Source organism: Nocardioides sp. GCM10023255 (genome assembly GCF_042653125.1).
Classification (GTDB): Bacteria; Actinomycetota; Actinomycetes; order Propionibacteriales; family Nocardioidaceae; genus Nocardioides.
Map to the genome: position 1 here is coordinate 135,601 of NZ_JBHSHU010000012.1, position 25,910 is coordinate 161,510.

The 25,910-nt window shown below is 73.3% G+C and carries 27 protein-coding genes; 14 read left to right on the forward strand and 13 right to left on the reverse strand.

The window, feature by feature from the left end; genetic code table 11:
- Positions 1–21 precede the first annotated feature (21 nt).
- The gene (locus tag ACFO9I_RS20080; RefSeq protein ID WP_379184133.1) at positions 22–831 is read right to left on the reverse strand and encodes a fumarylacetoacetate hydrolase family protein; all 810 of its coding nucleotides are present in this window, start codon (positions 829–831) and stop codon (positions 22–24) included.
- A 32-nt stretch (positions 832–863) separates the two neighbouring features.
- Here ACFO9I_RS20080 and ACFO9I_RS20085 point away from each other — a divergent pair, with 32 nt between their 5' ends.
- From ACFO9I_RS20085 to ACFO9I_RS20100, 4 genes are read left to right on the forward strand one after another with little or no spacing between them, the layout of a single operon-like run.
- Entirely contained in the window at positions 864–1,721 is an 858-nt protein-coding gene (locus ACFO9I_RS20085) for a 3-methyladenine DNA glycosylase (protein WP_379184135.1), read from the forward strand.
- A 9-nt stretch (positions 1,722–1,730) separates the two neighbouring features.
- Positions 1,731–2,303: a M23 family metallopeptidase gene (locus ACFO9I_RS20090; RefSeq protein WP_379184137.1), complete on the forward strand. Its 573-nt coding sequence runs from the start codon at positions 1,731–1,733 to the stop codon at positions 2,301–2,303.
- Positions 2,300–2,569: a DUF2087 domain-containing protein gene (locus ACFO9I_RS20095; RefSeq protein ID WP_379184139.1), complete on the forward strand. Its 270-nt coding sequence runs from the start codon at positions 2,300–2,302 to the stop codon at positions 2,567–2,569. Before ACFO9I_RS20090 ends, ACFO9I_RS20095 begins: the two co-directional genes overlap by 4 nt.
- A complete protein-coding gene (locus ACFO9I_RS20100; RefSeq protein ID WP_379184141.1) occupies positions 2,562–3,170 on the forward strand; it encodes a pentapeptide repeat-containing protein in 609 nt (202 codons plus the stop codon). Before ACFO9I_RS20095 ends, ACFO9I_RS20100 begins: the two co-directional genes overlap by 8 nt.
- 85 nt (positions 3,171–3,255) lie before the next feature.
- On the opposite strand, the gene ACFO9I_RS20105 is transcribed toward ACFO9I_RS20100, so the two are convergent.
- Complete coding sequence (locus ACFO9I_RS20105; protein WP_379184143.1) at positions 3,256–3,822, reverse strand: TetR/AcrR family transcriptional regulator C-terminal domain-containing protein; 567 nt, start codon at positions 3,820–3,822, stop codon at positions 3,256–3,258.
- Positions 3,823–3,934: 112 nt separating this feature from the next.
- On the opposite strand from ACFO9I_RS20105, the gene ACFO9I_RS20110 reads away from it, so the two are divergent.
- Genes ACFO9I_RS20110 through ACFO9I_RS20120 form a run of 3 tightly spaced genes read left to right on the forward strand, consistent with a single transcriptional unit; the run spans position 3,935 to position 5,834 of the window.
- Positions 3,935–4,546: a biotin transporter BioY gene (locus tag ACFO9I_RS20110; protein WP_379184145.1), complete on the forward strand. Its 612-nt coding sequence runs from the start codon at positions 3,935–3,937 to the stop codon at positions 4,544–4,546.
- Complete coding sequence (locus ACFO9I_RS20115) at positions 4,543–5,232, forward strand: energy-coupling factor ABC transporter ATP-binding protein (RefSeq protein WP_379184147.1); 690 nt, start codon at positions 4,543–4,545, stop codon at positions 5,230–5,232. Before ACFO9I_RS20110 ends, ACFO9I_RS20115 begins: the two co-directional genes overlap by 4 nt.
- A complete protein-coding gene (locus tag ACFO9I_RS20120; RefSeq protein WP_379184149.1) occupies positions 5,229–5,834 on the forward strand; it encodes a CbiQ family ECF transporter T component in 606 nt (201 codons plus the stop codon). The genes ACFO9I_RS20115 and ACFO9I_RS20120 overlap by 4 nt, the downstream gene beginning before the upstream one ends.
- A 40-nt stretch (positions 5,835–5,874) precedes the next feature.
- Here ACFO9I_RS20120 and ACFO9I_RS20125 read toward each other — a convergent pair whose 3' ends face one another.
- The gene (locus ACFO9I_RS20125; protein ID WP_379184151.1) at positions 5,875–6,057 is read right to left on the reverse strand and encodes a hypothetical protein; all 183 of its coding nucleotides are present in this window, start codon (positions 6,055–6,057) and stop codon (positions 5,875–5,877) included.
- On the reverse strand, positions 6,057–7,052 hold the full coding sequence (gene bioB, locus ACFO9I_RS20130) for a biotin synthase BioB (protein WP_379184152.1): 996 nt from the start codon (positions 7,050–7,052) through the stop codon (positions 6,057–6,059). Before bioB ends, ACFO9I_RS20125 begins: the two co-directional genes overlap by 1 nt.
- A 73-nt stretch (positions 7,053–7,125) precedes the next feature.
- Here bioB and ACFO9I_RS20135 point away from each other — a divergent pair, with 73 nt between their 5' ends.
- The 3 genes from ACFO9I_RS20135 to bioD are packed head-to-tail and all read left to right on the forward strand — an operon-like array spanning position 7,126 to position 10,222.
- Positions 7,126–8,424 carry an adenosylmethionine--8-amino-7-oxononanoate transaminase gene (locus ACFO9I_RS20135; protein ID WP_379184154.1) on the forward strand — a complete coding sequence of 433 codons (1,299 nt, stop codon included), beginning with the start codon at positions 7,126–7,128 and terminating at the stop codon, positions 8,422–8,424.
- Complete coding sequence (locus ACFO9I_RS20140; protein ID WP_379184156.1) at positions 8,421–9,542, forward strand: 8-amino-7-oxononanoate synthase; 1,122 nt, start codon at positions 8,421–8,423, stop codon at positions 9,540–9,542. The genes ACFO9I_RS20135 and ACFO9I_RS20140 overlap by 4 nt, the downstream gene beginning before the upstream one ends.
- Positions 9,539–10,222 (forward strand): dethiobiotin synthase, encoded by a 684-nt coding sequence (bioD, locus tag ACFO9I_RS20145; RefSeq protein ID WP_379184158.1) that lies wholly within the window; start codon positions 9,539–9,541, stop codon positions 10,220–10,222. Before ACFO9I_RS20140 ends, bioD begins: the two co-directional genes overlap by 4 nt.
- Positions 10,223–10,326: 104 nt before the next feature.
- On the opposite strand, the gene ACFO9I_RS20150 is transcribed toward bioD, so the two are convergent.
- Together ACFO9I_RS20150 and ACFO9I_RS20155 are read right to left on the reverse strand one after the other, a co-directional pair.
- Positions 10,327–11,742: an amidase gene (locus ACFO9I_RS20150; RefSeq protein WP_379184160.1), complete on the reverse strand. Its 1,416-nt coding sequence runs from the start codon at positions 11,740–11,742 to the stop codon at positions 10,327–10,329.
- Positions 11,743–11,782: 40 nt separating this feature from the next.
- Positions 11,783–12,328: an NADPH-dependent FMN reductase gene (locus ACFO9I_RS20155; protein WP_379184162.1), complete on the reverse strand. Its 546-nt coding sequence runs from the start codon at positions 12,326–12,328 to the stop codon at positions 11,783–11,785.
- A 131-nt stretch (positions 12,329–12,459) separates the two neighbouring features.
- Here ACFO9I_RS20155 and ACFO9I_RS20160 point away from each other — a divergent pair, with 131 nt between their 5' ends.
- Positions 12,460–13,062: a TetR/AcrR family transcriptional regulator gene (locus ACFO9I_RS20160; RefSeq protein WP_379184164.1), complete on the forward strand. Its 603-nt coding sequence runs from the start codon at positions 12,460–12,462 to the stop codon at positions 13,060–13,062.
- A 67-nt stretch (positions 13,063–13,129) separates the two neighbouring features.
- Positions 13,130–13,984, forward strand: a complete 855-nt coding sequence (locus ACFO9I_RS20165) for a hypothetical protein (RefSeq protein WP_379184166.1) — start codon at positions 13,130–13,132, stop codon at positions 13,982–13,984.
- 28 nt (positions 13,985–14,012) lie between these two features.
- On the opposite strand, the gene cimA is transcribed toward ACFO9I_RS20165, so the two are convergent.
- The 5 genes from cimA to ACFO9I_RS20190 form a co-directional block, all read right to left on the reverse strand.
- The gene (gene cimA, locus ACFO9I_RS20170; RefSeq protein ID WP_379184168.1) at positions 14,013–15,608 is read right to left on the reverse strand and encodes a citramalate synthase; all 1,596 of its coding nucleotides are present in this window, start codon (positions 15,606–15,608) and stop codon (positions 14,013–14,015) included.
- A gap of 211 nt (positions 15,609–15,819) precedes the next feature.
- Complete coding sequence (locus ACFO9I_RS20175; protein WP_379184170.1) at positions 15,820–17,451, reverse strand: serine/threonine-protein kinase; 1,632 nt, start codon at positions 17,449–17,451, stop codon at positions 15,820–15,822.
- Between the two features lie 49 nt (positions 17,452–17,500).
- Complete coding sequence (locus tag ACFO9I_RS20180; protein ID WP_379184172.1) at positions 17,501–18,574, reverse strand: branched-chain amino acid aminotransferase; 1,074 nt, start codon at positions 18,572–18,574, stop codon at positions 17,501–17,503.
- Positions 18,575–18,723: 149 nt separating this feature from the next.
- Entirely contained in the window at positions 18,724–19,803 is a 1,080-nt protein-coding gene (locus tag ACFO9I_RS20185; RefSeq protein WP_379184174.1) for a 3-isopropylmalate dehydrogenase, read from the reverse strand.
- A 10-nt stretch (positions 19,804–19,813) separates the two neighbouring features.
- Complete coding sequence (locus ACFO9I_RS20190) at positions 19,814–19,951, reverse strand: hypothetical protein (RefSeq protein WP_379184176.1); 138 nt, start codon at positions 19,949–19,951, stop codon at positions 19,814–19,816.
- A gap of 408 nt (positions 19,952–20,359) precedes the next feature.
- Between ACFO9I_RS20190 and ACFO9I_RS20195 the strand changes: the two genes are divergently transcribed.
- Positions 20,360–20,926, forward strand: coding sequence for an O-methyltransferase (locus ACFO9I_RS20195; RefSeq protein WP_379184177.1), 567 nt, complete (start codon positions 20,360–20,362; stop codon positions 20,924–20,926).
- 56 nt (positions 20,927–20,982) lie between these two features.
- Here the strand turns inward: ACFO9I_RS20195 and ACFO9I_RS20200 are convergent, their stop codons facing one another.
- Together ACFO9I_RS20200 and ACFO9I_RS20205 are read right to left on the reverse strand one after the other, a co-directional pair.
- A complete protein-coding gene (locus tag ACFO9I_RS20200) occupies positions 20,983–23,559 on the reverse strand; it encodes a hypothetical protein (RefSeq protein WP_379184179.1) in 2,577 nt (858 codons plus the stop codon).
- A gap of 132 nt (positions 23,560–23,691) precedes the next feature.
- Positions 23,692–24,393, reverse strand: a complete 702-nt coding sequence (locus ACFO9I_RS20205) for a YczE/YyaS/YitT family protein (protein ID WP_379184181.1) — start codon at positions 24,391–24,393, stop codon at positions 23,692–23,694.
- A 62-nt stretch (positions 24,394–24,455) separates the two neighbouring features.
- Here ACFO9I_RS20205 and ACFO9I_RS20210 point away from each other — a divergent pair, with 62 nt between their 5' ends.
- Positions 24,456–25,904 carry a PLP-dependent aminotransferase family protein gene (locus ACFO9I_RS20210; RefSeq protein ID WP_379184183.1) on the forward strand — a complete coding sequence of 483 codons (1,449 nt, stop codon included), beginning with the start codon at positions 24,456–24,458 and terminating at the stop codon, positions 25,902–25,904.
- Positions 25,905–25,910 lie beyond the last annotated feature (6 nt).

Here is a 25,910-nt window from a genome sequence, read left to right on the forward strand (position 1 = left end):
GGACGCGGACGGGAGTGCTTGTCAACGCAGTGCCACCTTGTTCGTGAGAGTGCCGAGTCCGGCGATCGAGACCTCGACCTCGTCGCCGACGTTCATGGGGCCGACACCCTCGGGGGTGCCGGTGAGGATGACGTCGCCCGGGAGCAGCGTCATCACGCTCGAGACGTGAGCGATGAGCGTGGGGATGTCGAAGATCAGGTCGCTGGTGCTGCCGTCCTGCACGACGTCGCCGTTGAGGAACGTCTGGATCTTCACGCCGTCGGCGAACGTCTGCGGGTCCAGGTCGGTCTCGATCCACGGGCCCAGCGGGCAGAACGAGTCGAAGCCCTTGGCGCGCGTGAACTGCACGTCGGACTTCTGCAGGTCGCGCGCGGTCACGTCGTTGGCGATCGTGTAGCCGTGGATGACGTCGGTGGCCTGCTCCGGCGGCACGTCGCGGCAGATGCGGCCGATCACGACGGCCAGCTCGCCCTCGTACTGCAGGTTCTGGGTCTGCGGCGGGTAGAAGATCGGGTCGCCCGGGCCGACCACGCTGGTGTTGGGCTTGAGGAACATCAGGGGCTCGGAGGGCACGTCGTTGCCGAGCTCGGCGGCGTGGGCGGCGTAGTTCCGGCCGATGCCCACCACCTTGCTGCGCGGCAGCACCGGCGCCAGCAGCCGGACGTCCTCGAGGCGGTGCTCCTGGTCGAGCAGCTTGACCCCGACGTACAGCGGGTCGCCGGCCAGGGCCACGACCATGCTGTCCTCGGCGGGTTGCCCGAACTCGTCGAGCTCCCCCGTCACGACTCCGTAGAGCGGGTCTTCTCCGGTGGTGAATCTCGCGATGCGCACCTGCCGAGCCTATCGACCTAGGGTTTGTGCCCGTGGAGGTGCTGGACGAGGTCGAGTGGAGGGCGTGCGCTGCCGCACACGCCGAGCGCGTGGACGCGTTCGTGCAGCCGCACCTGGCCCGCCGCGAGTCGCGGGTCAAGCACCCCGTCCACGACTTCCTGTTCACCTACTACTCCCAGCGCCCGGCGCAGCTGCGCCGCTGGCACCCGGGGTACGGCGTGGGGCTGAGTGGCGACGCCTCGGCGTACGCGGGCCTGAAGGGGTACGTCGACGGCGACGTGGTCACGGTCTCCGAGGAGCACGTCGCCTCGCAGCGTCTGCTGCTCGAGTCGCTGCACACGCTGCTCTCGGCGACGGCGGGCAGGACCCCGAACTTCGGCTGCTTCGGCATGCACGAGTGGGCGATGGTCTACCGGCTCGCCGAGGACGAGACCCGGCACGCCGACTGGCCGCTGCGGCTGGGGCCGGAGGGGACGGACGCGGTGGTCGAGTCGCACCGGATCGCGTGCTCCCACTTCGACGCCTACCGGTTCTTCACCGGGCCGGCGCGTCCGCTGAACACGCTCTCCCCCACCTCGGCGGACCGGCCCGCTTTCGAGCAGCCGGCCTGCCTGCACGCCGGGATGGACCTCTACAAGCACGCCTTCCGGCTCACCCCGATGATCTGCTCGGACCTGGTGGCCGACTGCTTCGAGCTCGCGCGGGACATCCGGGTGCTCGACATGCGCGCCGCGCCGTACGACCTCGCCGACCTCGGCTTCGACCCGGTCCGGGTCGAGACCGCCGAGGGCAAGCAGGAGTACGCCGCCGCACAGCGGGTCTTCGCCGAGCGGGGTGCGCCGTTGCGTGCCCGGCTCGTCGCCGAGTGCGAGCGCCTGCTCGCGGTCTAGCGTGGGCGCATGCGACTCGGACGTGCCCTCGCCGCCCTGCTCCTGCTGCCCCTGCTCCTGGGGGTCCTGACCGCGCCGGCCGACGCCGGGGGTGACCCGCGCTGGGTCTTCTACACCAACGAGAAGACCCGCTACACCTCGCCGTGGTACGCCGGGGCGCACCGGATCATGGTCCGCTACGGCTGCACGCCGGCGCCCTACTACGACCCCGACCCGCGCTGCGCGCACGACCGGGGCTTCCACCACGGGATCGACATCGCCATGAAGTGCGGCACCCCGCTGTACGCGCGCTTCCGCGGCCGGGTGGTGTCGCACGAGTCGCTGGGGCCGGCGTACGGCACCAACCCGATGCTGATCCGCAACCGCCACCGCGGCTACGACCTCGTCATCGGCCACACCCGCAAGGTCTTCGCCCACCCGGGCGACCGGGTCCGCCGGGGCGAGAAGATCGCGCTGGTCTCCGACAACGGGGCCCCGGACGGGTGCCACCTGCACTTCGAGCGGCGGGCGGTCGGGGGCGGGCTCGACAGCGCCGTCCTGCCGCGCCGGCTGCTCAAGCTCACCGCGAAGGAGAAGTCGTGACCGACGACCGGGTCCTGCGCAGCTTCCTGGACGCGGACGGACGGCTGCACACCATCCCGTCCAAGCGCTCCAAGCTGCTGGTGGTGCTCGACCACCTCGCCCAGTCGTTCGAGCCGGGCGAGCGCTACCCCGAGGCGAAGGTCAACGAGGTCCTGAACGAGTTCCATCCCGACCACGCCGCGCTGCGCCGCTACCTCGTGGAGAGCCAGTTCCTGACCCGTGAGGACGGCGTCTACTGGCGCAGCGGGGGCACCGTCGATGTCTGAGGCCTCGACCGGCACCGGCTTCCGCGACGAGGACTGGTACGGCGAGGACCTCGGCGCCGCGCGCTTCGAGGAGTGCACGTTCACCGGCGTGGACCTCAGCGAGGTCAGCACCGCCGGTGCGACCTTCGACCGGTGCACCTTCCACAACTGCCGCTTCAACGCGTCGGTCCACCAGAGCTCGGCGTTCGTGGCCTGCGACTTCCGTCGTACCAGCTTCTTCGACACGACGTTCGAGGGCTGCAAGATGCTCGGCTCGGTGTTCTCGGAGTGCACCCTGCGGCCGATGCGCGTGACCGGCGGCCAGTGGCGCGGCGTGACGGTCCGCGGCGCCAACCTCTCGAAGCTCGACCTGGCCGGCCTCGACCTGCGCGAGGCGGACCTGTCCCTCGCCGACCTGAGCGGGACGTCGCTGCGCGGCGCCCGGCTCGAGGGGGCCACGCTCCGCGACACCGACCTGGGCGAGGCCGACCTGCGCGGAGCCCGGCTGGACCGGGTCGACCTGGCCGCCGCCCGCCTGCGGCGTACCCGCCTGGACCTCGCCGGTGCCGTCCTGCTCGCCGAGCTGCACGGCGCCGAGGTGGACGTCGCTCCCCCCGGATAGTCCGGCACCTTCTCGTCGTCACCGGGACAGTCCGGCACGTTCCGGTCACGCCGGCACCGGGGCGAGGTGCAGGAAACGTGCCGGACTACCGGGTGGCAGCGTCCTGGTGCAGCCGGATCCCGTCGACCACGATCGCGAGGCCGAGGTCGAAGTCGGACTCCTCGCGGGGGGCTCCGTCGATCGCGCCGGCGCTGCCGGCCTGGAGGTGGGTCTGCTCCTCCGAGACGTGGCCGAAGACGAAGTGCAGGAGGGTCCGCGCGGCGGTACGACGCAGCTCGGGGGCCAGGCCGCCGTCGGCGAGGGCGTCCCCGAGGGCCTGCTCGGGCTCGGCGGCCCCGAGCCCGAACGCGTGCACGGTCGCGACCACCTCGGCGCCGTCGCGGTAGGCCAGCATCGCGTCGCGCAGCTCGGAGCAGACGGCGACCACGCGCTCGTCCCAGGCGAGCCCGACGGCGCGCTCACGACGACCCCGGGCCAGGATCTCGTCGGCGACGGCCGCCAGCAGGGTCTGCTTGTTGGCGAAGTGGTGATAGAGCGCGCTCGGCTGCACCCCCAGCTCGGAGCCGAGCCGCCGCATGGTCAGGTCGGCGAGGCCGTAGGTGTCGAGCACGGCGATCGCCCGCTCGACGACGTCGGACCGTTGGTAGCGCATGGGACTCCTGGGCTCGGGGCGGCCCCGCTTTGACGGGCACCGGCCCCGAACCTAACCTGAACGCCGTTCACCTGACCACCCGGACAGGCCGCTCCCCCGAGAAGGAACCCACGTGACGAGCAACGACTCCGCCCGGCGCAGCACCGACCTCGCCCTGATCGCCGGCTTCGCCGCGCTCGTGGCGGTCTGCGCCGTGCTGCCGTCGATCAACATCACCGGCCCCGTGCCGATCACGCTGCAGACCTTCGGGGTGCTGCTGTCCGGTGCGGTGCTCGGCGCCCGGCGCGGCTTCCTGGCCGTGCTGCTCTACCTCGTCGTGGGAGCCGCCGGCCTGCCGGTCTTCGCGAACGGCGCCTCCGGGCTGGCCGTCTTCAGCGGCCCGACGGTCGGCTACCTGGTCGGCTTCCCGCTGGCCGCCGGCCTGTGCGGCCTGATCGTGGAGCGCCTCCCCCGACGCACGATCCAGTCCAGCGTGCCGGCGATCTTCCTGGCCGGGCTGGTCAGCAGCGCCCTGTGCATCCACACCCTCGGCATGGCCGGACTGGTCTGGCGCATCGACGGCATGACCTGGTCGGCCGCCTTCGACATCGACAAGGTCTTCTGGATCGGCGACGTCATCAAGAACGTCGCGATGGCGCTGGTCGCCACCGCGGTCCACCGCGCCTTCCCCGACCTGCTCGACCGCCGTCCGGTCGAGTCCCGGGAGAGCTCGCTCGCCGCGTGAGCACCATCCGGCTCGACGCGGCCACCGTGCGCGTCCCCACCGCCGACGGGGACGTCTGCATCCTCGAGGAGACCACCCTCGAGCTCACCGAGCAGCGGATCGCGCTGGTGGGGGCCAACGGCTCGGGCAAGTCCACCCTCGCCCGGTTGCTCAACGGCCTGGTCTCCGCCACGAGCGGACGGGTGCTCGTCGACGACCTCGACGTCGCCCGCCAGGGACGGGAGGTACGCCGCCGGGTGGGCTTCGTGTTCACCGACCCGGCGGCCCAGCTGGTGATGCCGACGGTGGTCGAGGACGTGGCGCTGTCGCTGCGGCGGACCCACCGGAGCAAGGCGGACCGCCGCCTTGCGGCCCTCGAGGTGCTGGCGTCGTACGGCCTCGAGGAGCTCGCGGACCGGAGCGTGCACACGCTCTCGGGCGGGCAGCGCCAGCTGCTGGCCCTCGCCGGTGTGCTGGCGACCGGGCCGCGGGTGCTGGTGGCCGACGAGCCCACGACGCTGCTGGACCTCGCGAACAGCCGCCGCATCGGCGAGCTGCTGCTCGGTCTCCCCCAGCAGCTGGTGCTGGTCACCCACGACCTCGAGCTCGCCGCCCGGTGCGAGCGGGCGCTGCTGGTCGACGGAGGGCGGGTCGTCGCCGACGGCGAGGCGGCCTCGGTCGTGGAGCACTACCGGGCCACGGCATGAGCATGCTCGGCCTGCACCAGCCGGGCTCGACGCTGCTCCACCGCCTCCCGGCCGGAGCCAAGCTGCTCGGGCTCCTCGTCGCGGGCGTGCTCGTGGTGGCGCTGCGCGGGCCGCTCAGCAGCCTCGTGCTGCTGGTGGCCGCCGCGTCGCTCCTCGCCTGGTCGGGCGCGGGCGTGCGGGTCACCCTCCGGGCGCTGCGCGGCATGCTGCTGGTGGCCGTGGCCCTGGGCGCCTACCAGCTCTGGCAGCGGGGCTGGCCGCGCGCGGTGGAGTCGGTGGGTGACCTGCTCGCCCTCGTGCTGCTCGCGACCGTGCTGACCGTCACCACGTCGGTCGACGAGATCCTCGACACCGTCACCCGGGCGCTGCGGCCGTTGCACCGCCTGGGCGTCGACGCGGACCGGGTGGCGCTGGCCTTCGCGCTGATGATCCGGGCCGTCCCCACGACGATCGCGATCGCGGACGAGACCCGGGACGCCGCCCTGGCGCGCGGGCTCGAGCGGGATCCCCGGGCGCGGCTGACGCCGATGGTGATCCGGGTGGTCGCGCACGCCCGGGCGACGGGCGACGCGCTGCACGCCCGCGGGATCGGCGAGGACTGACGGATGAGTCACCGGTTCACCGGCGACTCCGCCGGGTGCCTCACCCCGTGCGGACGCCGTGCTCCACGCACTCCGCCGACCACCCCCGCGGGGTGACCTGGACCTTCATCCGGCGGCGGCAGGAGGGGCAGAAGCGCGGGGGCTCCAGCACCAGCCGACGGGCGCACGACGCGTGGTCCCGCTCGTCCCGGAGCTCGCCGCAGAGGCCGCAGTAGGTCTCCACTAGAGGGTCTTCGCGAGTTCCTTGATCGGCATCCTGAGGTCCGAGAGGAGTGCGAGGTCCTGGTCGGCGTCGCGGCCGAGCGTCGTCAGGTAGTTGCCGACGATCACCGCGTTGATCCCACCGAGCAGGCCGTCGCGGGTGCCGAGGTCACCGAGGGTGAGCTCGCGGCCGCCGGCGTACCGCAGGATCGTGCGCGGCATCGCCAGCCGGAACGTCGCGATCGTGCGCAGCGCGTCGGCGGAGTCCATGACCGGCAGGTCCCCGAAGGGGGTGCCGGGGCGGGGGTTGAGGAAGTTGAGCGGGACCTCGTGCGGGTCGAGCTCGGCGAGCTGGGCGGCGAGCTCGGCCCGCTGCTCGAGGGTCTCGCCCATGCCGACCAGGCCGCCGCAGCACAGCTCCATCCCGGCTGCACGGACCATCTCGCAGGTCTCCCAGCGCTCCTCCCACGTGTGGGTGGTCACCACGTTCCTGAAGTACGACCGTGCCGCCTCGAGGTTGTGGTTGTAGCGGTGCACGCCCATAGCGGCGAGGTCGTCGACCTGCGCCTGGGTGAGCATGCCCAGCGAGCAGGCGACGTTGATGTCGACGGCCTCCCGGATCGCCCGGATCCCGTCGCGGACCTGCGACATCAGCCGCTCGTCGGGACCGCGGACCGCGGCGACGATGCAGAACTCGGTGGCCCCGGTCGCTGCGGTCTCCTGCGCCGCCCGGACCAGCTGCGGGATGTCGAGCCACACCGATCGCACCGGCGAGGTGAACTGGCCGGACTGGCCGCAGAAGTGGCAGTCCTCGGGGCAGCCACCGGTCTTGAGGCTGATGATGCCCTCGACCTCGACCTCCGGGCCGCAGTGCTTCAGGCGTACGCCGTGGGCGAGCTCGAGCAGCTCGGGGACCCGGTCGTCGGGGAGCCGGAGGACCTCCACCAGCTCGTCGTACGACAGGCCTTCGCCGTGGTCGAGGGTGGTGGTGCGGGCGCGCTCCAGGATGTCGGTCACGGACGTCATCGTAGACCAGAACTGAACACCGTTCTGAACGGCGTTCAGGAATGGGCCTAGACTCGGGTCCGCCATGAGCCGCACTCCCGAAGCCCCTGCCGCCCACGAGGCCCTGCTCGATCTCGACCGCACCCACGTGTGGCACCCCTACACCTCGATGACCGAGCCGGCACCGACGCGGCTGGTCACCGGCGCCCGGGGCGTGCACCTGACCCTGGCCGACGGCACCGAGCTCGTCGACGGCATGTCGTCGTGGTGGGCGGCGATCCACGGCTACAACCACCCCGCACTCAACGCGGCCCTGACCGGGCAGGCCGCCCACTTCGCGCACGTGATGTTCGGCGGCCTGACCCACGAGCCGGCCATCCGGCTCGCCCAGCGGCTGGTCGACCTCGCCCCGGCCGGGCTCCAGCACGTCTTCCTCGCCGACTCCGGGTCGGTGAGCGTCGAGGTGGCCCTGAAGATGGTGCTGCAGTACCAGCGCGGCGTCGGCCACCCCGAGCGCACCCGGATGCTGACCGTGCGCGGCGGCTACCACGGCGACACGTTCGGCTGCATGAGCGTGTGCGACCCGGTCGGCGGGATGCACTCGATGTTCGTCGACGTGCTGCCGCAGCAGGTGTTCGCGCCCCGCCCACCCGCCTCCGAGGACGGCGTCGCCGCCTGGGCCGCAAAGCTCGAGGCGGTCGCCGCCGAGCACGCCCACGAGCTGGCCGGCATCGTGGTCGAGCCGCTGCTCCAGGGCGCGGGCGGGATGCACGTCTACCCGGCGGCCTGCCTGACGGTGATGCGGGAGGTCGCCGACCGGCACGGGCTGGTGCTGGTCCTCGACGAGATCGCGACCGGGTTCGGCCGCACCGGCAGCTTCTTCGCCGCCGAGGCCGCGGGCGTGACGCCCGACATCCTGTGCCTCGGCAAGGCGCTCACCGGCGGGTACCTCACCCTGGCCGCCACGCTGTGCACACCGCGGGTCGCGGCCGGGCTGTCGCACTCCGAGTCCGGGGTCCTGATGCACGGGCCGACGTACATGGGCAACCCGCTCGCCTGCGCGGTCGCGCTCGCCAGCCTCGACCTGCTCGCCGGTGGGGACTGGCGGGCCGACGTCGCGCGCATCAACGCCGGGCTGCGTGCGGGACTGGCACCCGTGCGGCACCTGCCGGGCGTCGCCGACGTCCGGACGCTCGGCGCCGTCGGGGTGGTGCAGCTCGACCACCCGGTCGACGTCGCCAAGGCCACCGAGGCCGCGATCGAGAACGGCGTGTGGCTGCGCCCGTTCCGCGACCTGATCTACACGATGCCGCCGTACGTCTCCACCGACGACGACGTCGCCCGCATCTGCGCAGCGATCGAGGCCGCGGCGGGTGTCGCATGAGCCGCTGGGAGGAGTGGCTGGCCGGGCAGGCCGAGCAGCGAGACCGGGACGGGCTGCGGCGTACGCTCACGCCGCGCGCGGCCGGCGACCGGGTCGTCGACCTGGCCGGCAACGACTACCTCGGGCTCTCGCGACACGCCGCGGTGGTCGCGGCGACCGCGGCCGCGGCCCGCACCTGGGGCGCCGGCGCCAGGGCATCGCGTCTGGTGACGGGCACCTTGCAGGTCCACGCCGACCTCGAGTCCGCGCTGGCGGCGTACCTCCGCCAGCCGGCGGCGCTGGTCCTCTCGTCCGGCTACCACGCCAACCTCTCGGTCGTCGGCGCCCTGGCCGACCGTGGGTGCACGGTGGTCTCCGACGCCCACATCCACGCCTCGCTCGTCGACGCCGTCCGGCTCTCCCGGGCCTCCCTCACCGTCACCCCCCACAACGACGTGGCCGCGGTGCGGGCCGCGCTGGCCGGCGCCGGCGAGCAGCGCGCGCTGGTGCTGGCCGAGTCGGTCTACTCGGTGCTCGGCGACCGGGCGCCGCTGGTCGAGCTGGCCGCCGTCTGCGAGGAGCTCGACGCCCTCCTGGTCGTGGACGAGGCCCACGGCCTCGGCGTCCACGGCCCGGGTCTCGTGGCGGAGCTGGGCCTGGCCGGCCTGCCCCACGTCGTGGTCACGGCGACGCTGTCGAAGTCGCTCGGCAGCCAGGGCGGAGCCGTGCTCGGCCCCGGCGCCGTCGTCGAGCACCTGGTCAACCGGGCGAGGCCGTTCATCTTCGACACCGGCCTGGCCCCGACGTCGACCGCGGCCGCGCTCGCCGCCCTGGAGGTGCTGCGCGACCACCCCGACCTCCCCCGGCTGGTGCACAGCCGGGTCGCGGACCTGGCTGCCGCGCTCGGCGTCGCGCCACCCGCCGGTGCGGTGCTGTCGGTGCCGATGCCGTCACCGCGGGCCGCCCTCGCCGCGCAGGCGCAGGCGCTCGCGCACGGCGTCCGCGTCGGGTGCTTCCGGCCGCCGTCGGTGCCGGACGGAGTCTCCCGGCTGCGGGTGACGGCGGGCGCCGGAGTTGCCGCCCGGGACTGGGCACGCGCCGTCGAGGTGCTCGTCGCGGTCGTGAAGGACCACGCGTGAACGCCCGGCCCGGCCGCGTCGTCGTCGTCACCGGCACGTCCACCGGTGTCGGCAAGACCGTCGCGACCGCCGCCCTGGCCCGGCGCGCCCTCGACGCGGGCGAGGCGGTCGTGGTGGTGAAGCCGGTGCAGACCGGCGTCGCCGATGGCGACTCGGACGCCGAGGAGGTGCACCGGCTGACCGGGTGTGCGGTGCAGGAGCACACGGCGCTCGACGAACCCCTCGCCCCCGACACCGCGGCCCGTCGCGCCGGGGTGCGGATCCCGTCGGTGGCGGAGCACGCCGACCGGGTCCGGGTGCTCACGGAGTTCCACGACACGGTGATCGTCGAGGGCGCGGGCGGGCTGCTGGTGCGGCTGGACACCGACGGCGGCACGTTGCTCGACCTGGCCGCCGCGCTCGCCGAGTCGGTGCCGACCGAGGTGGTCGTGGTCGTGGCAGCCGGGCTCGGCACCCTGAACCACAGCGAGCTGACCGTCGCCGCGCTGCGCGCCCGCGGGCTCGAGCCGGCCGGACTCGTGGTCGGCTCGTGGCCCGCCGCACCCGGGCTGGCCGAGCGCTGCAACGCCGAGGACCTGCCCCGCGTCACGGGCGTCCCCCTGCTCGCCACGATCCCTGCGGGGGCAGGCGCGCTGGACCGGCCGGCCTTCGCGGAGCAGGCGCCGGGCTGGTTCGATTGAGCCGGTGCCGGGCCGGGCACTTGTGACGCTCCGTTGAGGGCTCTGGTGCTCCGTTGCAGGGGGGGTCCCAGAGTCCCTGACGGAGCGTGACAGGCAGCGGGCGCTCACCACCCCGGCGGGTGCCGGTCCCTCCAGGGGGCGGCGGCCTCGACCTGCGCGGCGAGCGAGAGCAGCAGCTCCTCCTCCGCGGGCCGGGCGGCGAGCATCACGCCGACCGGGAGGCCGGACACGGTCTGGTGCAGGGGCAGCGAGACGGCCGGCATGCCAGTGACGTTCCACGCCGAGGTCCAGGGTGTGAACGCCTTCTGGGCCTCGAAGTCCGCGGCCGGGTCGTCGTCGTCGCGCAGCGCACCGACCGGGAGCGGTGGGGTGGCCAGAGTGGGGGTCAGGACCGCGTCGTACGACGCCAGAGCGGTCAGCGCCTCGGCGGCAAAGCGGCGCATCGCCCCGATCGCCAGGCCGAACTCAGGCCCGCTCACGGCCCGGCCCCGCTCGGTCAGCCACCGGGTCAGCGGGCGCAGCAGGTGCTCACGCTCGGGCGGGACGACGGAGAGCGCGGTCAGCACCGACCAGCAGGTCTCGAAGACCGGCACCGCCTCGCGCGGCAGCGGCACGGGGACGTCGACGACCTCGTGGCCGAGCGACTCCAGCAGCCGCGAGGCGTCCTCCCAGGCCTGCACGCAGTCCGGGTCCACCGCCACGTCGGCGATCACCGGCTCCACGAACCGCGCGACCCGCAGCGGCCCCGGTTCCCGGTCGCACGCCGACAGGAAGGACGCGGCGGGGGCGGGCGCCCACGACGGGTCCCCCGGGCGGCGGCCGGCGAGCACGTCGAGCAGGGCCGCGGCGTCGCGCACCGTGCGGGCCAGCGAGCCGGCGGTGGCCAGCCCCACCGGGTCGCCGTACATCGGGAACCCGCTGATCCGCCCGCGGCTCGGCTTGAGGCCGACCAGCCCGCAGCACGACGCGGGGATCCGGATCGAGCCGCCGCCGTCGGACCCCTGGGCCACCGGCACCAGCCCGGCAGCCACGGCCGCGGCCGCGCCGCCCGAGGAGCCGCCGGCCATCCTGGTCGGGTCGTACGGCGTCACGGACGGGGCCGCCACGTCCGGCTCGGTGTAGCAGGGCGAGCCGAACTCGGGGGTGCTCGTCTTGCCGATGCTGACCATGCCGGCGGCCTCGATGGACAGCGTCACCCCGTCGGAGACGTCGGGCACGAAGTCGGCGAAGGCCGCGGAGCCGAAGGTCGTGCGCACCCCCGCGGTCAGGTTCAGGTCCTTGATCGCGGTGGGCACCCCGAACAGCGGCGAGGCCGCCTGCTCCCCCGACCCCAGCTCCCCCAGCGCCAGCGCGGCGGCCCGCTCCCGCGCCGGCTCCGGGGTGAGCGTGACGAACGCGCCGACCGAGTCGAGCCGGTCGGCGCGTTCGAGGTAGTGCTCGACGAGCTCCGCGGGTGACACCTCGCGGCGCCGCACGAGCTCGCCCTGCTCGAGCGCGGTCAGGTCGTGGAGGTCGGCCATGCGCCGACGCTACCCACCCCGCGCGAACGGGCAGCCGCGGTCAGGCGGCGACCGCGGCGTCGTACTCCGCCAGCGTGGTCACCGCGCCGACGAGGCGCTCGAGCACGGCGGCGTCGCTGAGCACGTCCACCTCGAGGGCGGACTGGGAGACGGTGACGTCCTCGACCACCACGGCGCCCGCGATGCCGGCGGAGCGGGCGGTGTCCTGGTGCGCCCACTTGCCGCCGTACGGCGTGGGGGTGGCACCGACGACACCGAACGGCTTGCCCTTGATCGCGCCCTGCCCGTAGGGGCGGGAGAGCCAGTCGATGGCGTTGTTGAGCACGGCCGGCATGGTGCCGTTGTACTCGGGGGTGACCGCCAGGACGCGGTCGGCGCCGCCGACCAGGTCACGCAGCGCGGAGGCCGCGGCGGGCACGCTCTCGCCGTCGAGGTCCTCGTTGTAGAACGGCAGCTCGTGCAGGTTCTCGGCGATCTCGACGGTGACGCCGGCCGGGGCCAGCTCACGCAGCTTCTCGGCGATCCGGCGGTTGAGCGAGTCGGCGCGCAGGCTGCCGACGAGGACGACGATGCGGGTGTCGGTCATGGAATGACTCCTGAGGGGTCGGGGGTGGTCCAGTCACGAGGCTAAACGGACCGCAGTCCGTTTCGCATTCCCCAGTCGGGACCTTCTTCCCGCGACCTCGCCGCCCGCCCCCGCCTAGAGTGAGCGACGTCATGTCCGAGCACACCCTTCTCCCCCTCGTGGACGCGCCCACGCGCGAGCGCCGCGACGCGGCCCGCAACCGGCTGGCGCTGCTCGAGGCGGCCCAGCGCCTGGTGGACCGCTGCGGCGTCGACGGGGTGACCATGGACGCCGTGGCCGCGGCCGCCGGGGTGGGCAAGGGCACGGTCTTCCGACGCTTCGAGTCCCGCGAGGGGCTGATGGCGGCGCTGCTGAACCACTCCGAGACCGAGTGGCAGGCCGCGGTCATGTCGGGGCCCCCTCCGCTGGGTCCGGGCGCGGACCCGTGGGACCGGCTGATGGCCTTCGGCCGCTCGCGGCTGGAGACCACGTTGCTGCACGCCGACCTGATCCGCGAGGCCGGACGGGCCGGCTCCCGGTCGTACGCCGCCTACTCGTTCGCGGCCATGCACGTGCGCTACCTGCTCGGGCAGCTGCAGGTCAGCGGCGACCTCCCACTGCTCGCGACCGCGCTGATGGCGCCCCTGGAGGCGCCGATCCTCGACCAGCAGGTGCGGATCGAGGGGATCGACGTGGACCGCGTGTACGCCGGCTGGGTCGACCTCGCGCGCCGGATCGTCGGCCGGCCCGCCTGAGCCGGGAACCCGGAGCCGGCCGCGCGCGTCCGACCTCCAGGAACGGGGGCGAGAGATGGGGGCACCAGTGCGCACGATGATCCTGGCCGCGGCCGGACTGCTGCTCGCCGCCTGCGGCGAGACGCAGGTGGGCGTGGACAGCCCGGTGGCCGACCCGTACGACGGCCCGCTGACCGTCGCGCCGCGCCCCGACAGCCCCGACCCGGCCAAGCGCGGCGGCTCGGCGGCCCTGGCCCTGGAGTGCGAGGGCGACGTCTATGCCGCCGGCGGGGGCGACTACGCCGACAGCGGGCTGGAGACGGTCCAGGACGACCCGCGCGCCGCGTTCTCGGACTTCGCCGACCAGGAGGGGGGCGCCTACCCCGGACCCGTCGACGACTTCGTGGTCGAGCGGGTCGAGGACGGCCGGGTGCTGCTCTCCTACGACGTGGACGGCGAGACCAAGGTGGCGCTGGTCGTCGCCGACGGCGTCCGCGACTGGAAGGACGACACCGGGTGGGGCGTCGAGGCCTGGGCGCAGTGCGACCCCGCGGAGCTTCCGGCCGGGGTCGCCGAGGCGCACGGCGACGAGGTCTGGGAGGACGCGCAGGGCAACCGGGTCCCGGTCACGACCGTCACGTCCCACCGCGGGCCCGAGCACTGCGACTGGCAGGACATCGTCTTCCTGAGCATGGGCAGCGAGAGGTACCCCGCCGACCACCTGTTCCTCCGCGACGAGGAGGGCCTGCTCCAGGACCTGCTGCGCACCACCTTCTCCGACTCGGTCGCGCTCCCCCGCGACGCGACCGACACCGGCTACCAGCACGACGGCCGCCGGCTGTGGCTGGCCGCCGACGGCAGCGCGGCGTACCTGGTGAGCACCAGCGACCGGACCGACGTCGAGCGCTGGCCGGCGGCGAGCTCGCTCATCGGCTGCGACTGAGCGCCGCCGGTCCGGGCCGGGCGGGCGCTCAGCCGGTGTGGTGCCGGCGCAGGCCGAACGTCAGCCCGTCGACCAGGGCTCCCCACGACGCCTCGATCACGTTGTGGCCGACGCCGACGGTGACCCACGACGACTCGCCGTCGCTCGTCTCGATCAGCACCCGGGTGATCGCGTCGGTGCCGTGTCCCTGGTCGAGGATGCGGACCTTGTAGTCGATCAGCTCGAACTTCGCGACCTCCGGGAACGCCTGGCCGATCGCCGAGCGCAGCGCCGCGTCCAGCGCGTTGACCGGGCCGTTCCCCTCCCCGGTCACGACGTAGCGCACACCCGCGGCCCTCAGCTTCACCGTGGCCTCGGAGACCGCCTCGTCGTCCACGGTGCGGTTGCTCAGGGTCTCGGTGATGACCCGCCACGACTCCACCTCGAAGTACGACGGCCGCACGCCCTCGACCTCCTCCAGGAGGAGCAGCTCGAAGGAGGCGTCCGCGGCCTCGAAGGTGTAGCCGCGCGACTCCAGCTTCTTGACCCGGTCGGTCACCCGGGTCACGAGGTCCCTGTCGCCGGACAGGTCGAAGCCCAGCTCCCGGCCCTTGAGCTCGATCGAGGCCCGGCCGGCCATGTCCGAGACGAGCAGCCTCATGTCGTTGCCGACCTCGACCGGGTCCAGGTGCTGGTAGAGGTTCGGGTCGACCTTGATCGCGCTCGCGTGCAGCCCGGCCTTGTGGGTGAACGCCGACGTGCCGACGTAGGGCTGGCGGGAGGCCGGCGGGACGTTGGTGACCTCGGCGACCGCGTGCGCGATGCGGGTCGCCTCGCGCAGCAGCCCGTCGGGCAGCACCCGGTGGTCCAGCTTGAGCTGGAGGTTGGCCACCACCGAGACGAGGTCGGCGTTGCCGGTGCGCTCGCCGTACCCGTTGATCGTGCCCTGCACGTGGCTGGCGCCGGCGGCTACCGCCGCGAGGGTGTTGGCCACCGCGCAGCCGGTGTCGTTGTGGCAGTGGATCCCCACCCGGACGCCGGTGGTCTCGATGACGTCGTGCACCACGTCGGCGACCCAGCCCGGGAGCATGCCGCCGTTGGTGTCGCACAGGGCGACCACCTCGGCGCCCGCGTCGTACGCCGTGGTCAGCACCTCGAGCGCGTAGTCCCGGTTGGCGCGGTAGCCGTCGAAGAAGTGCTCGGCGTCGAGGAAGACCTGCTGCCCCTCGGCCCGCAGGTGGGAGACGGTGTCGCGGACCATGGCGAGGTTCTCCTCCAGGGTGGTCCGCAGGGCCAGCTCCACGTGCCGGTCGTGGGACTTGGCGACCAGCGTGACCACCCCGGCGCCGCTGTCGCGCAGCGCGGCCACCAGCGGGTCGTCGGCGGCCCGCACCCCTGCCCGGCGGGTCGCCCCGAACGCCGCGAGCTGCGCGTGCCGGAGGTCGAGCTCCTGCGCGGCGCGGCGGAAGAACTCGGTGTCCTTGGGATTGGCGCCCGGCCAGCCGCCCTCGATGTACCCGACCCCCAGGCCGTCGAGCTGGCGCGCGATGCTCAGCTTGTCGGCGACGGAGAGGTTCAGCCCCTCCTGCTGCGCACCGTCGCGCAGCGTGGTGTCGTAGACGTGGAACGCGCCGTGCAGGTCCATCGGTCAGTCCCTTTTCCTTGAGCAGTCGTGAAGCGGTCCGGGCAACAAAAAAACCTCCCGTGGCACGAGAGGTTGGCGCGTCGGCGGCCCCGGTCGGGGCGACGACGCGCTAGGGAATGATCCCGTTCTGCTGCATGCCGTCCATGCTGCCACGGGTGTCCGCAGGGCGGGCGTGGATCTCGCCATACGAACCACCCCCCCCGGCCGCGGCTCAGCCCAGCGGGAGGCCGTCGGGAATCGTCAGCCCCGCGAACGGCTGGTCCCGGAACGGGACCCACGAGGTGCCTGCGGTGTCGACCCGGATGGCCAGCAGCAGCGTCAGCGCGAGGACCACCAGCACCGCCCCGATCCAGGCCTGCGGCGACGCCGAGGCCGGGTTGACGAGCCGGCCCAGCGGTGAGCGGACCCGGGACCCGCCGGGACCGAGCCACAGCGACGCGGCGAACACCGCGCCGCTGGCGGCGAGCGTCGTGGACACGCTCGCGGCCACCGCGTAGCAGATGAGCGCGGCGGCGACAGCGAGGCCGAGGCTCCAGAGGGCGAGGAGGACGCTGCCCGCGATCGAGCGGACCAGGTGCCACGGCGCCGCGACCAGGAACTGCACGCCGTCGTACCACTTCCGGCCGCGCAGGCGCCGGCGGTCACCGGCCGCGCTGGCGGCCAGGGACCCGCTGCGCAGGAGCCAGGTCAGCGCGACCAGGAGTGCCGTGGCCGGCCACGGGAACGCCGCGACCGCCCCACCGGCCGCGAGCGCAAAGCCGCCGAGCAGCAGCCCGCGGCGCAGCCGCTCGGGCCACGGCACTGGCGGCGCTGCGGCCGGCCAGGGCTGCGCGTCGTCCGACCAGCCCTCGTGCTGCCGGTCGGACCACGCGGGACCCTCGTCGGGGAAGATCCGGGTGGTCGGCTCCGGGCCGTCGACCAGGGTCTCGTGACGGAGCTGGTCGGTGGGGTCGTCCGCCGCTGACTGTGCCGCGAGCGCCAGCGGGACGGTGTAGGGGTCCTCGGCCGGCGCGGCGGCCGGCGGGACGCGGGTCGCGTCCGGGCGCAGCCAGCGCAGCAGGTCCTCGACCGTGGGGCGGCGAGCAGGGTCCGGGTCGAGGGCGGCGCCGACGATGCCCCGCAGCTCGGCGGGCAGCCCGTCGAGGTCGTGCTCACCGCGGCGGACGCGGTCCATGATCGCCATCGACGGGCCGCGTCCGAACGGCGGCCGGCCGGTGCCGGCGTACGCCACCGTCGCCGCCCATGAGTGGACGTCGGACGCGGTCGTGGCGTCGTCGCCGTAGAGGATCTCGGGGGCGAGGTAGCCCGGGGTGCCGAGCAGCCAGCCCGTGTGGGTCAGCTTGGGGTCGTCGGCGACCCGGGCCAGGCCGAAGTCGATGAGGATGGGCGTGCGCCCCTCCATCAGGACGTTCGAGGGCTTGACGTCGCGGTGCAGCACGCCGACCGCGTGCACCGAGGCCAGCCCCTCCGCGAGGCAGCCGGCGAACCAGGTCAGGTCACCGCCGGTGATCGGCCCCTCGTCGACGACGTGGTCGTGGAGCGAGAGCCCCGGGACGTAGCGGGTGGCGACGTACGGGACCTCCGCCCAGGGGTCCGCGTCGACGATCTCGGCGACCCACCGGCTGCGGATCCGGCTCAGCGAGCTGACCTCGCGGGCCAGCCGCTGACGCGCCTCGTCGTCACCGACGATGTGGGGGCGCAGCACCTTCAGCGCCACCCGCTCGCCGCCCGGCCTGCGGGCCAGGTGGACGACGCCCATGCCGCCCTCGCCGATGCGCGCGAGGAGGGTGTAGTCGCCCACGGTCCTGCTGACGGGCAGGTCGGGGCGTGGTGCGGTCGTCACGGGAGGAGGTTACCTGCGCCGGCGTGCCGGCGCGGTCGGGCGCGCTGCCTCAGACGATGCGGTGCATCCAGCCGAAGGTGTCCTCGGCGCGGCCGTACTGGATGTCGACCAGGGCCTGGCGCACCTTCGTCGTGAGCTCGGTGCTCGCCGGTGCGGGCACCTCGCCGCCGTCCCACTTCAGCGAGCCGACGGGGGTCACCACCGCGGCGGTGCCGCAGGCGAAGATCTCGGTGATCCGGCCGCTCGAGACGCCCTCGCGCCACTCGTCGATCGAGAACTTCCGCTCCTCGACCTGGTGGCCCAGCTTGCCGGCGAGCTCGATGATGCTGGAGCGGGTGATGCCCTCGAGGATGGTGCCGGTCTCGGGGGTCACGATGCGCCCGTCGTCGAAGACGAAGTACATGTTCATCCCGCCGAGCTCCTCGACGTACCTGCCCTCCTGGGCGTCGAGGAACACGACCTGGTCGCAGCCCTGGGCGGTCGCCTCCTGCTGCGCGACCAGCGAGCTGGCGTAGTTGCCGCCGGTCTTGGCCGCGCCCATGCCGCCCCGGCCGGCGCGGGTGTACTCCTCGGTGAGCCACAGCGTCACCGGCTTGACGCCGCCCTTGAAGTAGGAACCCGCCGGGCTGGCGATCACCATGAACGTGACGTGCTGGCTGGGTCGCACGCCGAGGAACTTCTCGGTGGCGATCATGAACGGGCGGACGTAGAGGCTCTTCTCCCCCTCCGCGTCCGGCACCCAGCGCCGGTCGACCTTGACGAGCTCGTCGACGGCCTCGACGAAGTCGGCGACGTCGAGGACGGGGAAGGCGAGCCGCTTGCTCGAGCGCGCCATCCGGGCGGCGTTCTCCTCGGGCCGGAACGACCAGATCGAGCCGTCCTCGTGGCGGTAGGCCTTCATGCCCTCGAAGGTCTCCTGGGCGTAGTGCAGGACCGCCGTGGCCGGGTCGAGCGTCAGCGGCCCGTAGGGCTCGATCCGGGCGTCGTGCCAGCCGGCGTCCGGGGTCCACTCGACGGTGAACATGTGGTCGGTGAAGTGCTGGCCGAACCCCGGGTTGGCGAGGATCTCGGCGAGGCGCGCGTCGTCGACCGGCTGGGCGTTGTGGGTGGTGCTGATCTGCATGGGGCTCACGGTAGTCGACCTTTCGGGAAGCGGGAGGGGCAGCCGGGGGCCGCGCGGTCGACTTGTCAGGTGAGACCGGCACTCGTCAGGGGACGCACCACCTGGCAAGTGCCGGTTCCACCGGCTGACCGGTGGAGCTGCGCGCGGCCTCAGCCCGCTACTCGCGCGGCGATCGCGTCGCCGACCTCGGAGGTACGACGCGTGGTGCCGGGGGCGCGGTCGGCCAGGTCGGCGATGACGGCGGTCTCGACGGCCGCCGCCGCGTCGGCGTACCCGAGGTGGTCGAGCAGCAGCGAGGCGGACAGGATCGCCGCGGTGGGGTCGGCCTTCTGCTGCCCGGCGATGTCGGGAGCGGAGCCGTGGACCGGCTCGAACATGGAGGGGGCGGTGCGGTCCGGGTTGATGTTCCCGGACGCCGCCAGCCCGATGCCGCCGGTGATCGCGGCGGCGAGGTCGGTGATGATGTCGCCGAAGAGGTTGTCGGTGACGATCACGTCGAAGCGCGCGGGGTCGGTCGTCATGAAGATCGTCGCCGCGTCGATGTGCAGGTAGTCCACGGTCACGTCGGGGAACTCCTCGGCCACCTCGTTGACCAGGCGCGACCAGACGGCCCCCGCGTTCACCAGCACGTTGGTCTTGTGGACCAGGGTGAGCTTGCGGCGGGGCCGGCGCTGGGCCCGCGCGAACGCGTCGCGGACGACCCGCTCCACGCCGAACGCCGTGTTCACCGAGACCTCGGTCGCCACCTCGTGGGGGGTGCCCACGCGCAGCGCGCCGCCGTTGCCCGTGTAGGGGCCCTCGGTGCCCTCGCGGACGACCACGAAGTCGACGTCGCCGGGGTCGGCCAGCGGGGAGGAGACGCCCGGGAAGATGCGGGACGGGCGCAGGTTCACGTAGTGGTCGAGCTCGAAGCGGAGCCGCAGCAGCAGTCCCCGCTCGAGGATCCCGGGCGGGAGGTTCGGGTCGCCGGGCTTGCCGCCCACCGCGCCGAGCAGGATCGCGTCGTGGCCGCGGATCTCCTCGAGCACCGAGTCCGGGAGCACCTCGCCGGTCGCGAGGTAGCGCTCCGCGCCGAGGTCGTAGCGGGTCGGCTCGAACTTCACCCCGCTGGGCGCGCCGGCCTCGAGGACCTTGAGCGCCTCGGCGGTGACCTCCTGGCCGATGCCGTCGCCGGGGATGACGGCGAGCTTGAGCGTGCCGGAGCTGGGGTTCGGGCTGCTGGTGGACATGGGCGGAACGTTAGTTGTCGTCGGGGCGCTGGCCGCCGTTGTCCCGCAGGTCGAGCGAGGCCTGGACCGCCGCGTGCGTGTTCTCGACGCTGCGGGGGTTCTCGGGGTGGTGGCTGGCGGGTCCCCACTCGGGATACATGTCGTACATCGGAGTTCTCCTCTGGTGATCGGTGCCGCTGGTCGGGCGACTGCGGCTGCTGGATGAGTCGTGCACGTGGGTCGTGCGCTGAGACGCCCCGCGGCGGGGGCTGGTCGACTCATGGATCACATGAGAGGAAACGGGAACCATCAGGTTGCGGGTCGCGCACGTGCTGTGGGGTGCGGTCCCGCCGCGGAGGCGTCTTCAGATGAGACGTGAAGCCGTGCAACGCCGAACTCCGCGGCGAGGTGGCCTCACTCGCAGTGCTACTGCTGGGCCTCGCCGCGGCGCTCGATAAGTACGAACACGCTCCGCATGGTGTGGAAACCGTACGACGCGGGCCCGGGTCGGCGACACGTCTTTTCGCGGACTGCTCAGGATGCGAGACGACGTTCCCAGGATGAAAGACTCCGCAGCATGAGTGCCCCACCCGAGCTCCCCGACATCGTGTCCCGCGCGTTCGCCGTCTCCCGCAAGTCGGGCTACGTGTCGTTCTGCCGCAACGAGACCGGGCGCCTGCTGGCCACGCTGGCCGCGACCCGGGGCGGGACGATGGCCGAGTTCGGCACCGGGTGCGGGGTCGGGACGGCCTGGCTGCGCTCCGGCGTGCGCGGCGACGCGCGGATCGTGACCGCCGAGCTCGACCCGAAGCTGGCCGGCGCGGCCGCGGAGATCTTCGTCGACGACCCGCAGGTGGAGGTGCTCGCAGCGGACTGGTCGACGCTGCTGGACAAGGGACCGTTCTCGCTGCTGTTCCTCGACTCCGGGGAGCCCACCGAGGTCGGCGTCGACGCGATCGCCGACCTCGTCGAGGAGGGCGGGATCGTCGTCCTCGACGACTTCACGCCGTGCGAGATCTGGCCGCCCATCTCGGGCGGTCGCGTCGACACCCTGCGCGAGCAGTGGCTCACCGACGAGCGGTTCACCGCCGTCGAGGTGATGGTCGCCTCGGACGCCTCCACCCTGATCGCCACCCGCCGCTGACGCGGCACCGGGCCGGCGCACCTGGGCGCCGGCCCGACGCGTCTACGGCTGCGACCTCACCTCGCCCTGACCTTCTTCCACCTGGTCGCGCGCAGGACGTGGTCGCTGCTGTCGAGGCTCGTGACCCGCCAGCTGTACCGCCCCTTGGCCAGCGCTGTCGTCGGCGCATAGCTGGTGGACGCCGTCGTGGCCGTCTGCTCGACGTACGAGCCGCGTCGGAGCTCCCACCGGTAGGAGGCAGCCTGCCGGGTGGCCCGCCAGGTGAAGAGCCCGTGCGTTCGGCTGACCCTGCGACCGGGCTGCAGCAGCTTCGGCAGCTGGGCGGCCACCCGGAAGCGGTGCCACGGGCCCCATGCACCGGCATGGACGTCGTAGTCGGTGCGGCGTACCCGCCACACGAAGTCCTTGCCGAGCGCCTGCAGCGGCTCGCTGGCCGTGTAGGCCGCCTGGCGGATGTTGGTCACCTTCAGGGCCAGGTTGGCCGGCGACGCCGTGGTGTCGCTGTTCCGGTAGACCTCGAGGTCGTAGTAGTGCGCGTACGGCAGCGGGCGCCACCGGAAGGGCTGGACGCCGTTGACGACGTCGCCGTCCGACGGCGACGTCACGTCCGGCCTCGGCGAGCTCTTGGTGAACTGGCGCACCGGGCTCCAGGTGAGACCGTTGCCGGCGCCGTCGATCGCCTGCACCCGCCAGTAGAGGACTCCCTCCGGGTAGGAGTGCGCGAACTCGGTGTACGTCGTCTGGTCCACCACCTGCTCGTAGACCGCGTCCTGCCGAGTCGCCGCGAACGACGGGTTCTGCGACACCTGGATCCGGTAGCTGCGAGCGGCCTGCGTCGGGTGCTCCCCCGTCGCCGGGTCGGTCGTCGCCTGGTTGGTGGCGAGGTAGTCGGTCCAGTCGAAGGTGACCTGGTCGGCCACGACCGCGTCGTCGGCGGGCGAGACCAGGTTGATCGCCGGCGACTTCTTCTGGAAGGCGTTGGACGCCTCGTCCGGTGTCAGTCCGCAACCGCTGGCGTTGCAGGAACGGATGAACCAGTAGTACGCCTCCCCGGCCTGGGTGTCCGGCAGCGCCTCGAACGGGGCGAAGCGGGTGTTGGACGTGCGGACCCAGGTCGACGGGCTGCCGATGTCGCCGTAGCCGTCCACCATGTTCGTGAAGTTGCGGTCGTGGGCCAGGTAGACGATGTACGACGTCGCCCCCGGCGCCGGGTCCCAGTCCAGCACGGGCGTCGAGGTCACGCCGGCGCAGACCCCACCCCCGTCGGCGAGCGAGGCGGTGCAGGGCGAGGATCCGTTGCCGTCGATGACGAGCCGCTGGCCGGTGACCGGCCCGAGCTGGCCGGTCGGCGCGGCCGGCGGGTCCCAGGTGAAGGAGCCCACCTCGGAGAATCGGCCGTTGACGTCGGGGCCCCACTGGCTGTTGTCGTCGATGGCGCGCACCCGCCAGTAGTACGTGCCCTTGGCGCCGGGCATGCAGTGCTCCCAGTAGTACGAGTAGCCGGACCAGCCCGGCGTGTAGGTGGTCTGCGTGGTCGGGCAGGACCCGAAGCTCCCGGGGATCGAGAAGCCGGGGTCGGTGCCCACGTCGAGGATGTAGCTCGCGGCGTGCTGCGCCGGGGTCCACTGGAAGGAGAGGTCGCCGGCCGGCGTGGAGTTGGAGGCAGGGCTCACCAGGGTGGGCTTGTCCGGCCAGGTGCGCCGGAAGACGCCGGTGCGGTCCGGGTAGACGGGCCACTCCTCGGTCTGGCCGAACACGTCGCGGGCCCGGACCTGCCACCAGTACGACGCGTTGTCGTAGGTCGTGGGAGGCGAGTAGCGGGTCCCGGTGACGTACTGGCGGTCGGTGATGACGTTGAAGCCGTTGTCCGTGCTGACCCGGACCTCGTAGTCGACGGCGCCAGGGACCGGGTCCCACTGCAGCACCACGTCCTCCATGGTGTCGTCCGTCGCCTTGAGGCCGACCCGGGGCAGCGGCGAGATGGAGTAGGACCACTCGGCCGAGGGACGGGAGTTGACCTCGTTGCCGAAGAACGCGCGCACCCGCCACCAGTAGGTGCCCGGCTGCTGGGTCTCGGTGGGCACCAAGGACGTGGTCCGGGTCGTGTAGGACTCGGTGTCGACCCAGTCGCGCTCCTCGCCGTCGATCTCCACCTGGTAGCTGCGGGCGCCCCGGACCGGGTCCCACGTCAGCACCGGGGGATGTGCGGGCTGGTCGAGGACCGACCCGTCGGCGGGCTCGGCCAGGACCGGGCCGCTGCGCTGGGAGTGGTTGAACGAGGCCGTGGCCCACTTGCTCCAGCCGCCGCCCCTGGTCGCCGAGACGCGCCAGTAGACCTTGCCGAACGGCACGACCGCGGTCGGCGTGGCGTGGGTGTTGACCGTGACCACGTCGAGGATCGAGTCACCGAACGACCGCGTGGTCGCGGCCTGCACGTGGTAGGACGTCGCGCCCCTGACCGGCTTCCAGGACAGCACCACGGCCGTCTTGCTCGACTGGCTGTCCAGCCCCGACGGCCTCGCCACCGCGGCCAGGGCCGGCGTTCCGGCCCACCCCACGAGCAGTGGCGCCAGCACCGCCAGGACCAGCATCCCGATGCGCGCGCCGGATCGGGCGCGACGTGTCTCCCCCATTGTTCCTCCCCCTGTCGTCAGGGGACGCAGCGTTGCAGCGCACCTGCGGCGTCGGGGGGCGAACAGACCAAGCGGGAACGACCGGCCGGAGGCGGCTGGCCCGATCGGGGGGTCCGGTCGACACCGGGGGGACTACTCCGGATCGTCCGTCCGGACCGGGCCGGCGGCAGGGGTCGGGGTCAGGTCGACGGTCCAGCGCGGCAGCCAGCGCTGGGTCAGCGGTCCGATCGCGAGCGCGTAGAGCACCGTGCCGAGGCCGGCGACGCCGCCGAGCAGCAGCCCGACCAGCACGACGGCGACCTCGAGGGCGGTGCGCACCAGGCGCAACGACAGCCCGGTGCGCCGGTGCAGGCCCGTCATCAGGCCGTCACGAGGCCCGCGACCCAGCTGGGCCCCGATGTACATCGCGCTCGCGAGCCCGCACAGCAGCACGCCGCCGACGGTCAGGCCTCCGCGCAGCGCCAGCTCGTCGGGACGACCCAGGAGCGCGAGCGTGGCGTCGGCGGAGAACCCGACCACGAGCGCGTTGGAGATGGTGCCGATCCCGGGTGCCTCCCGCAGCGGGATCCAGGCGAGCAGCACCACGAAGCTCATCACCACGACCGCCTGGCCCAGACTGATCGGCACGTGCCGGATCAGGCCCGAGTGCAGCACGTCCCAGGGCGCCAGGCCCAGGTCACCGCGGACCATCATCGCCAGCGAGACGCCGTACAGCACCAGCCCGACGTAGAGCTGGGGCAGCCGGCGGGCCAACCGGCCCGCACGCAGCTGGGCGACTGGGCCGAGGTCGGTCAGCCCGGGACGGGCGGTGACGGGGGTGGCGATCACGGACATGGTGCCATCCTGACGAGCGATTGGCCTTCTCCTCAATAGCCAATTGTGGTTCAGTGGACTGCATGACCCAGTCCACAGCCCGCGCCGTGAGTGCCACCCGGGTCGCCACCCTGGTGGAGGGCTTCGACCGCACCCCGGCCTACGCCGGCCTCGCCGACGCGCTCACCCTGCTCATCGGCGACGGCCGGATCGGCCTCGGAACCCGCCTGCCCAGCGAGCGCGAGCTGACCGAGGCCCTCGGCGTCTCGCGCACCACCGTGACCCGGGCGTACGCCGCCCTGCGCGACACGGGCTACGCGGAGGCCCGGCAGGGATCGGGCACCTACACCCGGGTGCCGGGAGGACGGGCCCGCGCGCACGACCGGGCCCTGCTCCCCCGACCCGGCGACGACGAGGCCATCGACCTCAACTGCGCTGCCGCGTCCGCGCCACCCGGCGTGGCGGCGGCGTACGCCGAGGCCGCGGCCGACCTGCCGGCGTACCTCGGCGGCCACGGCTACTTCCCGGCCGGTCTCCCCCAGCTCCAGCAGGCCATCGCCGCGACGTACGACGCCCGTGGCCTCCCGACCCACCCCGACCAGGTCATGGTGACGCCGGGAGCGCTGAGCGCCGCCTCGATCGTCGCGCAGGCGTTCACCGGCCCCGGGGACCGGGTGCTGGTCGAGTCGCCGGTCTACCCGAACGCCACCCAGGCGATCCGGCACAGCGGCGCCCGGCTGGTGCCCGCCCCGGTCGACCCCGACGGCTGGGACCTCGACGCCGTCGGCGCCACCCTGCGGCAGTCGGCCCCGAAGCTGGCCTACCTGATCCCCGACTTCCAGAACCCCACCGGCCACGTGATGACCGACGCCCAGCGCGAGGAGTACGCCGCAGCCCTGCGCCGCACCCGCACCGTCGCCGTGGTCGACGAGGCCCACCAGGCGCTGGCGCTCGAGGGCCAGGAGATGCCGCGGCCGTTCGCGGCGTACTCACCGGAGGCGATCACCATCGGGAGCGCCAGCAAGAGCTTCTGGGGTGGCCTGCGGCTGGGCTGGATCCGCTCGCCCGAGGGCCGGATGGACGACCTGACCCGGGCGCGGGTCGGCCTCGACCTCGGCGCGCCGGTGATGGAGCAGCTGGTGCTCGCCCGGTTGCTGGCGGACGCCGGCCCGATCCTCCGCGACCACCGGGCGCGGCTGCGCGAGCAGCGCGACGCCCTGGCCGCCGCGCTGCGGGACCTCCTTCCCGAGTGGCGCTTCCGGCTGCCCGCGGGCGGCCTGGCCCTGTGGTGCGAGCTGCCCGGTCCGCTCGGCACCGTCGTGGTCGCGGAGGCCGAGCGGCGCGGTGTGATCATCGCGCCCGGTCCGGTCTTCGCCGCGGAGGGTGGGCTCGACCGGTTCGTCCGCATCCCGTGGACGCGTCCTCCCGAGGAGCTCGAGGAGGCGGTGCGGCGCCTGGTCGCTGCGTGGGAGGTCGTGCGCGGCCGCACCGGCCGGGCCGAGAGCGGCGCCGGCCGGGTGATGGTGGCCTGACCGAGG

Bases quoted from the DNA above. Each gene is read 5' to 3' on its own strand.
- ACFO9I_RS20090 (WP_379184137.1), top strand. From the start codon at position 1,731: ATGCGACTCGGACGTGCCCTCGCCGCCCTGCTCCTGCTGCCCCTGCTC.
- ACFO9I_RS20100 (WP_379184141.1), top strand. From the start codon at position 2,562: ATGTCTGAGGCCTCGACCGGCACCGGCTTCCGCGACGAGGACTGGTAC.
- ACFO9I_RS20105 (WP_379184143.1), bottom strand. From the start codon at position 3,822: ATGCGCTACCAACGGTCCGACGTCGTCGAGCGGGCGATCGCCGTGCTC.
- ACFO9I_RS20120 (WP_379184149.1), top strand. From the start codon at position 5,229: ATGAGCATGCTCGGCCTGCACCAGCCGGGCTCGACGCTGCTCCACCGC.
- ACFO9I_RS20135 (WP_379184154.1), top strand. From the start codon at position 7,126: ATGAGCCGCACTCCCGAAGCCCCTGCCGCCCACGAGGCCCTGCTCGAT.
- ACFO9I_RS20140 (WP_379184156.1), top strand. From the start codon at position 8,421: ATGAGCCGCTGGGAGGAGTGGCTGGCCGGGCAGGCCGAGCAGCGAGAC.
- ACFO9I_RS20150 (WP_379184160.1), bottom strand. From the start codon at position 11,742: ATGGCCGACCTCCACGACCTGACCGCGCTCGAGCAGGGCGAGCTCGTG.
- ACFO9I_RS20155 (WP_379184162.1), bottom strand. From the start codon at position 12,328: ATGACCGACACCCGCATCGTCGTCCTCGTCGGCAGCCTGCGCGCCGAC.
- ACFO9I_RS20160 (WP_379184164.1), top strand. From the start codon at position 12,460: ATGTCCGAGCACACCCTTCTCCCCCTCGTGGACGCGCCCACGCGCGAG.
- cimA (WP_379184168.1), bottom strand. From the start codon at position 15,608: ATGGACCTGCACGGCGCGTTCCACGTCTACGACACCACGCTGCGCGAC.
- ACFO9I_RS20180 (WP_379184172.1), bottom strand. From the start codon at position 18,574: ATGCAGATCAGCACCACCCACAACGCCCAGCCGGTCGACGACGCGCGC.
- ACFO9I_RS20185 (WP_379184174.1), bottom strand. From the start codon at position 19,803: ATGTCCACCAGCAGCCCGAACCCCAGCTCCGGCACGCTCAAGCTCGCC.
- ACFO9I_RS20190 (WP_379184176.1), bottom strand. From the start codon at position 19,951: ATGTACGACATGTATCCCGAGTGGGGACCCGCCAGCCACCACCCCGAG.
- ACFO9I_RS20195 (WP_379184177.1), top strand. From the start codon at position 20,360: ATGAGTGCCCCACCCGAGCTCCCCGACATCGTGTCCCGCGCGTTCGCC.
- ACFO9I_RS20200 (WP_379184179.1), bottom strand. From the start codon at position 23,559: ATGGGGGAGACACGTCGCGCCCGATCCGGCGCGCGCATCGGGATGCTG.
- ACFO9I_RS20205 (WP_379184181.1), bottom strand. From the start codon at position 24,393: ATGTCCGTGATCGCCACCCCCGTCACCGCCCGTCCCGGGCTGACCGAC.
- ACFO9I_RS20210 (WP_379184183.1), top strand. From the start codon at position 24,456: ATGACCCAGTCCACAGCCCGCGCCGTGAGTGCCACCCGGGTCGCCACC.